This window comes from Vulcanococcus sp. (assembly GCF_044369115.1).
GTDB lineage: Bacteria > Cyanobacteriota > Cyanobacteriia > PCC-6307 > Cyanobiaceae > Vulcanococcus.
Genome location: NZ_JBIPMN010000174.1, coordinates 1 through 5,349, shown reverse-complemented (window position 1 = coordinate 5,349; position 5,349 = coordinate 1). Strand labels below are relative to the sequence as shown.

Annotated in this window: 8 protein-coding genes; 4 read left to right on the top strand and 4 right to left on the bottom strand. The window is 64.3% G+C overall.

Annotated elements, in window-relative coordinates; genetic code table 11:
- Positions 1-361 precede the first annotated feature (361 nt).
- On the bottom strand, positions 362-1,525 hold the full coding sequence (locus tag ACIQ2E_RS12205) for a Fic family protein (protein ID WP_398330873.1): 1,164 nt from the start codon (positions 1,523-1,525) through the stop codon (positions 362-364).
- 143 nt (positions 1,526-1,668) lie between these two features.
- On the opposite strand from ACIQ2E_RS12205, the gene ACIQ2E_RS12200 reads away from it, so the two are divergent.
- Together ACIQ2E_RS12200 and ACIQ2E_RS12195 are read left to right on the top strand one after the other, a co-directional pair.
- Positions 1,669-1,893, top strand: coding sequence for an AbrB/MazE/SpoVT family DNA-binding domain-containing protein (locus ACIQ2E_RS12200; RefSeq protein WP_398330870.1), 225 nt, complete (start codon positions 1,669-1,671; stop codon positions 1,891-1,893).
- Complete coding sequence (locus ACIQ2E_RS12195; protein WP_398330867.1) at positions 1,890-2,321, top strand: putative toxin-antitoxin system toxin component, PIN family; 432 nt, start codon at positions 1,890-1,892, stop codon at positions 2,319-2,321. Before ACIQ2E_RS12200 ends, ACIQ2E_RS12195 begins: the two co-directional genes overlap by 4 nt.
- Before the next feature lie 18 nt (positions 2,322-2,339).
- Here the strand turns inward: ACIQ2E_RS12195 and rfbC are convergent, their stop codons facing one another.
- Together rfbC and rfbA are read right to left on the bottom strand one after the other, a co-directional pair.
- Positions 2,340-2,939, bottom strand: coding sequence for a dTDP-4-dehydrorhamnose 3,5-epimerase (gene rfbC, locus ACIQ2E_RS12190; RefSeq protein ID WP_398330864.1), 600 nt, complete (start codon positions 2,937-2,939; stop codon positions 2,340-2,342).
- Positions 2,929-3,810: a glucose-1-phosphate thymidylyltransferase RfbA gene (gene rfbA, locus ACIQ2E_RS12185; protein WP_398330861.1), complete on the bottom strand. Its 882-nt coding sequence runs from the start codon at positions 3,808-3,810 to the stop codon at positions 2,929-2,931. Before rfbA ends, rfbC begins: the two co-directional genes overlap by 11 nt.
- Positions 3,811-3,997: 187 nt before the next feature.
- Between rfbA and ACIQ2E_RS12180 the strand changes: the two genes are divergently transcribed.
- Both ACIQ2E_RS12180 and ACIQ2E_RS12175 read left to right on the top strand, forming a co-directional pair.
- Positions 3,998-4,462, top strand: a complete 465-nt coding sequence (locus ACIQ2E_RS12180) for a GNAT family N-acetyltransferase (protein ID WP_398330858.1) — start codon at positions 3,998-4,000, stop codon at positions 4,460-4,462.
- Between the two features lie 72 nt (positions 4,463-4,534).
- Entirely contained in the window at positions 4,535-4,921 is a 387-nt protein-coding gene (locus ACIQ2E_RS12175) for a clan AA aspartic protease (protein WP_398330855.1), read from the top strand.
- Between the two features lie 27 nt (positions 4,922-4,948).
- Here ACIQ2E_RS12175 and ribH read toward each other — a convergent pair.
- Positions 4,949-5,349: 6,7-dimethyl-8-ribityllumazine synthase (gene ribH / locus ACIQ2E_RS12170; RefSeq protein WP_398330852.1), on the bottom strand; the 401-nt coding region annotated here is incomplete at its 5' end.

Genomic DNA, 5,349 nt, shown 5'->3' with positions numbered 1-5,349 from the left:
TCACCCGTTTGCGGGTCTGGGCCCACGACAACCCAGCGAACTCGGCAAACCGTTGCCAATGGCGCTCTTGCACCTTGCTGAATCGATCCTTGCTGCCCAGTGCGTCGATCACCCGCAACACCAGCCCGTCTGATCCCGTGCGGCAACAAAAACCCAGAGGGCGCCATGGCTGCCTGGAATTGACCGATCAGGAACATTTCTTGTTCTTAGGCAGCGTCAGCGCCTGATTGTCCCGATCGGGGTCGTGTGCATTGGCGTCCAACACGACACTCAGCTGCTGGCTTGAACGCTCCAGGATCTGTACAGCTTGTACAGCTGCCGTAGAAGCCTGGAGGCGATCGGTCCTCACCTTGCTCAGGCCTCATCCGCTGCCGCTAAAGGGGAAGCCAAGCCGATAAGCCCGGCTACGGCCCGCGCCAATCGGTGTGAGGGCCTCGATGGCCACCAACTCACTGAGATCGCGCCAGGCTGTGGCCCGGCTTGCCTTGGTGATTCCGATCGCTTTGCGCAGGGTCATCCCACCTTCAAAACCTTCGGGTTCGGCATCCAGCAGACGGTTGAGCAGCTTCTGCTGCCGCGCATTGAAACCGCTATGGCGATGGCGCCACCAGAACAGCGCCTTGGCCTGCACGGCGGCCACCACCGCCTGGTTGCTGAGAGCCGCCGCCGCCACCTGCTCGAGAAACCACTGCAACCAGCGCGTCACCTCCAGATCACCCCGCTGGCAGCGCTCCAGCTCCTGGTAATAGGTCTGCCGTTGCTGCTGGATCCGGGCCGAGAGCCCATAGGCACGGGCTATCAGCGGATCCGTTCGCCGGGCTGAGGCCTGGGGCCTGGGGATTTGGGCCAGGGCACGATCCGTGAGGGCACGGGCCAGTCGACCGTTGCCATCGTCATAGGGATGCAGGGTGACGAACCACAGATGAGCCAGCCCTGCCCGCACCAAGCCATCCAGCTGCAGGGACGGACCGTTGAACCACTCCAACAACAGCGTCATCTGGCGTTCCAACCCGTCCCGTGGCGGAGCTTCGAAATGCAACCGTTCCCGACCAATCGCACCCGACACCACCTGCATCGGTAGCAATCCGCGCAGCTCACCAATGGCAATGGCCCGCAAGCCATCGGGCCCAGCAGCAAACAGATCGGCATGCCACTGATGCAAGGCTGCAAGCGTGAGTGGGGCGCCCAGCTCCGCCGTAGCCCCCAGCAACAGCTGCACAAGGCCTTCCACCTGGGCGCTGGCGCGGGGTTCATACCCCCCGGGTGGCAACTGAAAACGCCGCGCCACGGAGGAACGCACCTCAGCTGGATCCAGCCGCTCACCCTCAATGGCTGCCGTGCTGAGGCCCTCGCGGCTCAGCAGCGCCGCCAACGCCTCACGGTCCAGCCCAGCAGCCAACCCCTCCAACTGCTCTGCCAACCGCTCCCGCTCTGCTGCCGCCTGAAGCAGCGCCGGGCGAAGTGCCTCGCCATCCCAATGAAAGCTGGGCCAGTCGCACTGCTGCCAGATCCATTGAGGCTCCATCGGATGAGCTTAATCGCTTCACAGGATGAAGCGATTAGCGGGCTCGATTCGCTTCAGGACGCTCAACCGGTTGCCACCCGACCTGAGCCACCAGTCAGACAAGGAAGCGGCTAAAGTAAGGATTCCTTACCACGGTAGGAGCCATGGTTGTTGCCAAGCGAACTAGCAAAAACCAGCTCACCTTGCCCAAGGCCGTGGTGGAACAGGCGGGTCAGGCCGACTACTACGACGTGAGCTTCGACAACGGCCGGATTGTGCTCACGCCGCTCCATCCAGGTGGCGCCGCAGCCGTACGCACCCGCTTGATGGAGCTGGGCATCAGCGAAGCCGATGTCACCGATGCAGTGAACTGGGCTCGGGAGGCGTGACACCCTCGCCGATCAGAACCGTGCTCAACACCAACGTGTTGGTGTCGGCTTTGTTGTTTGCCAACGGCAGGCTGAGCTGGCTACGACCCTGCTGGCAGTGCGGCCAGATCACGCCTGTGCTGGCACAGCCCACGGCCCGCGAGTTATTGCGGGTGCTTGCTGATCCAAAATTCAGGCTGGAGCCAGACGACCGTGAGCGACTGCTGGAAGACTTACTCCCGTGGTGTGAAAGCTGGACAGGCTCCATTCCTGCCAGTTCCCACCGGGTTCGAGACCCACACGATCAGGTGTTCCTTGATCTGGCCTTCGCTGCGGCCACGCCCGTGTTGGTGAGTGGGGAGACGGATCTGCTGATGCTCCAAGGGGCGATTAACCCGCTGCAGATCCTCAATCCCAGCGACTTTCAGACCTGGCTGAGCGGGCGCTGACCTGCGCCGGCCGAAGGCCTACGCAAACAGATCAGCAGCTGCCAGCTCAGCCAGCAACGGCGCCCCGGCATCCTTCTCCGACAGCTGGGGCTGTGCACCGGCCAAGGGCTCAAGCGGCCAGCCGATCGCCAGCTGTGGATCGTTCCAGCGGATCGCGCGCTCGCAGTCGCGGCTCCAGAAGTCGGTGGTTTTGTAGAGCACCTCGGCCTGCTCGCTCAGGGTGAGGAAGCCGTGGGCGAAGCCAGCCGGCACCCAGAGCTGCTGATGGTTGCTGGCGCTCAGGTGCGCTCCCACCCACTGGCCAAAGGTGGCTGAACCGCGGCGGATGTCCACCGCCACGTCAAAGATCTCGCCTAGCACGCAGCGCACCAGCTTTCCCTGGGGATGGGTCGGCAGCTGGTAGTGCAGCCCCCGCAACACGCCACGGCTGGAGCGGGAGTGGTTGTCTTGCACGAAGGGCGGCACGGGCTGGCCATCGGCCTCCAACGCCGCCGCAAAGGCCTGCTGGTTCCAGCTCTCGAAAAAGAAGCCGCGATCGTCACCGAACACCCGGGGCGTGATCAACAGGGGCCCCTGCAGCTGAAGGCCACCGGATGTGATCAGCCGTTCAGCCTGCATCGGATTCCTCCAGTACCTGGAGCAGATAGTCGCCGTAGCGACTCTTGCGCAAGGGGGCCGCCAGGGCCTCGAGCTGATCCGTGCTGATCCAGCCCAGGCGCCAGGCCACCTCCTCCGGGCAGCCCACCTTCAGGCCCTGACGATGCTCCAGGGTGCGGATGAAGCTGGCGGCCTGGTGCAGCGAATCGCAGGTGCCCGTATCCAGCCAGGCCATGCCCCGGCCCATCAACTCCACCCGCAGCAGCCCCTCCTCCAGGTATTGCCGGTTGAGGTCGGTGATCTCCAACTCGCCCCGCGGTGAAGGAACCACCCGGCGGGCACGGTCCACCACCGTGTCGTCATAGAAGTAGAGGCCGGTCACGGCGTAGCGGCTCTTGGGCTTGAGCGGCTTCTCTTCAAGGCTGAGCACCCGGCCATCGGCGGCGAACTCCACCACCCCGTAGCGCTCCGGGTCGCGCACTTGATACGCATACACGGTGGCTCCCGCCTCGCTGCCATTGCTACTCAGCAGCTGCGGCGCCAGATCGTGGCCGTGGAAGAGGTTGTCGCCCAGCACCAACGCCGCCGGGGCCCCCGCCAGAAACTCCGCCCCGATCAGAAACGCCTGAGCCAGGCCATCAGGGCTGGGCTGAATGGCATAGGAGATGCTCATCCCCCAAGCCGATCCATCCCCCAACAAACGCTGAAAAGCCGGTTGATCGTGGGGGGTGCTGATGATCAACACCTCGCGAATCCCCGCCAGCATCAAGGTGCTGAGCGGGTAATAGATCATCGGCTTGTCGTACACCGGCAGCAGCTGTTTGCTCACCGCCTGGGTGATCGGGTGCAGGCGGGTGCCGCTGCCCCCCGCGAGGATGATTCCCTTCCGCATCGGCTGATTGATCGCGCCGCCTGTTTGAGCCCAGTGTTTCACCTCACACGACAAGCCGGCCGCCGCGTGGTTTGTTGTTCAACGGCGCAGCACTGATCCCATTCCGTACGGTTTGTACAGAACCCTGATCTGTGCTCCGACGGTTGCACCAACGAGACAGATCCCGGTGCTGGCCCACAATCAGCCCATGGACGCGATTCGCCTGCTGATCCACGCCCCTGGCGCTCCAGGGCTGCGTTGGCTGGGGCTGGGTCCGGGGCTGCGGCCGAGCCGCGGCCTCTGGAAGCTGCAGCGGTTGCTGGATCAGCACACGTTCTGGGCCCAGGGTCGCTCGCTCGGGCAGTTGCGCCACATGCTGGCGGGCAGTGCCGCGGTGGTGAGCCTGTGGCGGGGCCGCCGTCTGGTGGGCTTTGCTAGGGCCAGCAGCGATGGGGTGTTCCGCGCCGTGCTCTGGGATGTGGTGATCCCTGAAGACCTGCAGGGCCAGGGCCTCGGCCGCCAGCTGGTGGAGGCGCTGCTGGCCTCACCAGCACTGGCAGGGGTGGAGCGGGTGTATCTGATGACCACCAACAGCGCCGGCTTCTACGAGCAGCTGGGCTTTGCCAGCGTGAACGGCCAGAAGCTGTTGCGACGCGATCAAAGCAACAACTGAAACAGCGGTGGCATTCAAAGGTTGCGGCTTCAACCGCGCCAAGACGGCCTACTTTTCTGACACCAGCACCCCATGGGATTGATTCACGCCAGCCTCCAGCTGTTGAACCCCAGCAACCCCAAGGTGCGCAGCCTTGAGGTGCGGGCCTTGGCCGATTCCGGGGCCGTACACCTGTGCATTCCCGAGCATGTGGCCCTGCAACTGAAACTGAGGGAACTGGAGCGGCGGGAGGTGGTGCTGGCCGATGGGCGCCGACAAAGCGTTCCCTACATGGGCCCTGTCGAGGTGCGCTTCGCCAACCGCCGCTGCTTCACTGGCGCCATGGTGCTGGGTGATGAGGTGTTGCTCGGAGCCATCCCCATGGAGGACATGGACCTCGTGCTCCAGCCGCAGTTGCAGCGGCTCAGCGTGAATCCCGAGAATCCGAATCTGCCGCTGAGCGTTGCAAAGGGGTTGTGATCAGCAAAGGGTTGTGATCAGCGCTGATCAACCCGGCAGCGCTGCCATCAGGCTGCCCATCTCGAGCGCCTGGAGGCCGTAGCTCCAGCCGAGATTGCTCTTAATGCCGGCGCGCTCGAGCGCCTGCTGCATCGTGTCGGTGGTGAGCACCCCGAAGATCACCGGCACGCCGGTGTCGCGGCTCACGGCGGCCACACCCTTGCTCACTTCGGCCACCACCACATCGAAATGGGGGGTGTCGCCGCGGATCACGGCCCCAAGGGTGATCACCACCTGATAGCGACCGCTGGCAGCGAGGCGTTGGGCCACCAGGGGAATTTCGAAACTGCCGGGCACCCAGGCGGTGTCGAGCTGGGTGCTGCTGGCGGAGGTGTCGATGCCGTGGCGCGACAGGCAATCGAGACAGCCGCTCAGCAACTTGGCGGTGA

Excerpts from the sequence above, each read along its gene's own strand:
- ACIQ2E_RS12205 (WP_398330873.1), bottom strand. The coding sequence starts at position 1,525 with ATGGAGCCTCAATGGATCTGGCAGCAGTGCGACTGGCCCAGCTTTCAT.
- ACIQ2E_RS12200 (WP_398330870.1), top strand. The coding sequence starts at position 1,669 with ATGGTTGTTGCCAAGCGAACTAGCAAAAACCAGCTCACCTTGCCCAAG.
- rfbC (WP_398330864.1), bottom strand. The coding sequence starts at position 2,939 with ATGCAGGCTGAACGGCTGATCACATCCGGTGGCCTTCAGCTGCAGGGG.
- rfbA (WP_398330861.1), bottom strand. The coding sequence starts at position 3,810 with ATGCGGAAGGGAATCATCCTCGCGGGGGGCAGCGGCACCCGCCTGCAC.
- ACIQ2E_RS12180 (WP_398330858.1), top strand. The coding sequence starts at position 3,998 with ATGGACGCGATTCGCCTGCTGATCCACGCCCCTGGCGCTCCAGGGCTG.
- ACIQ2E_RS12175 (WP_398330855.1), top strand. The coding sequence starts at position 4,535 with ATGGGATTGATTCACGCCAGCCTCCAGCTGTTGAACCCCAGCAACCCC.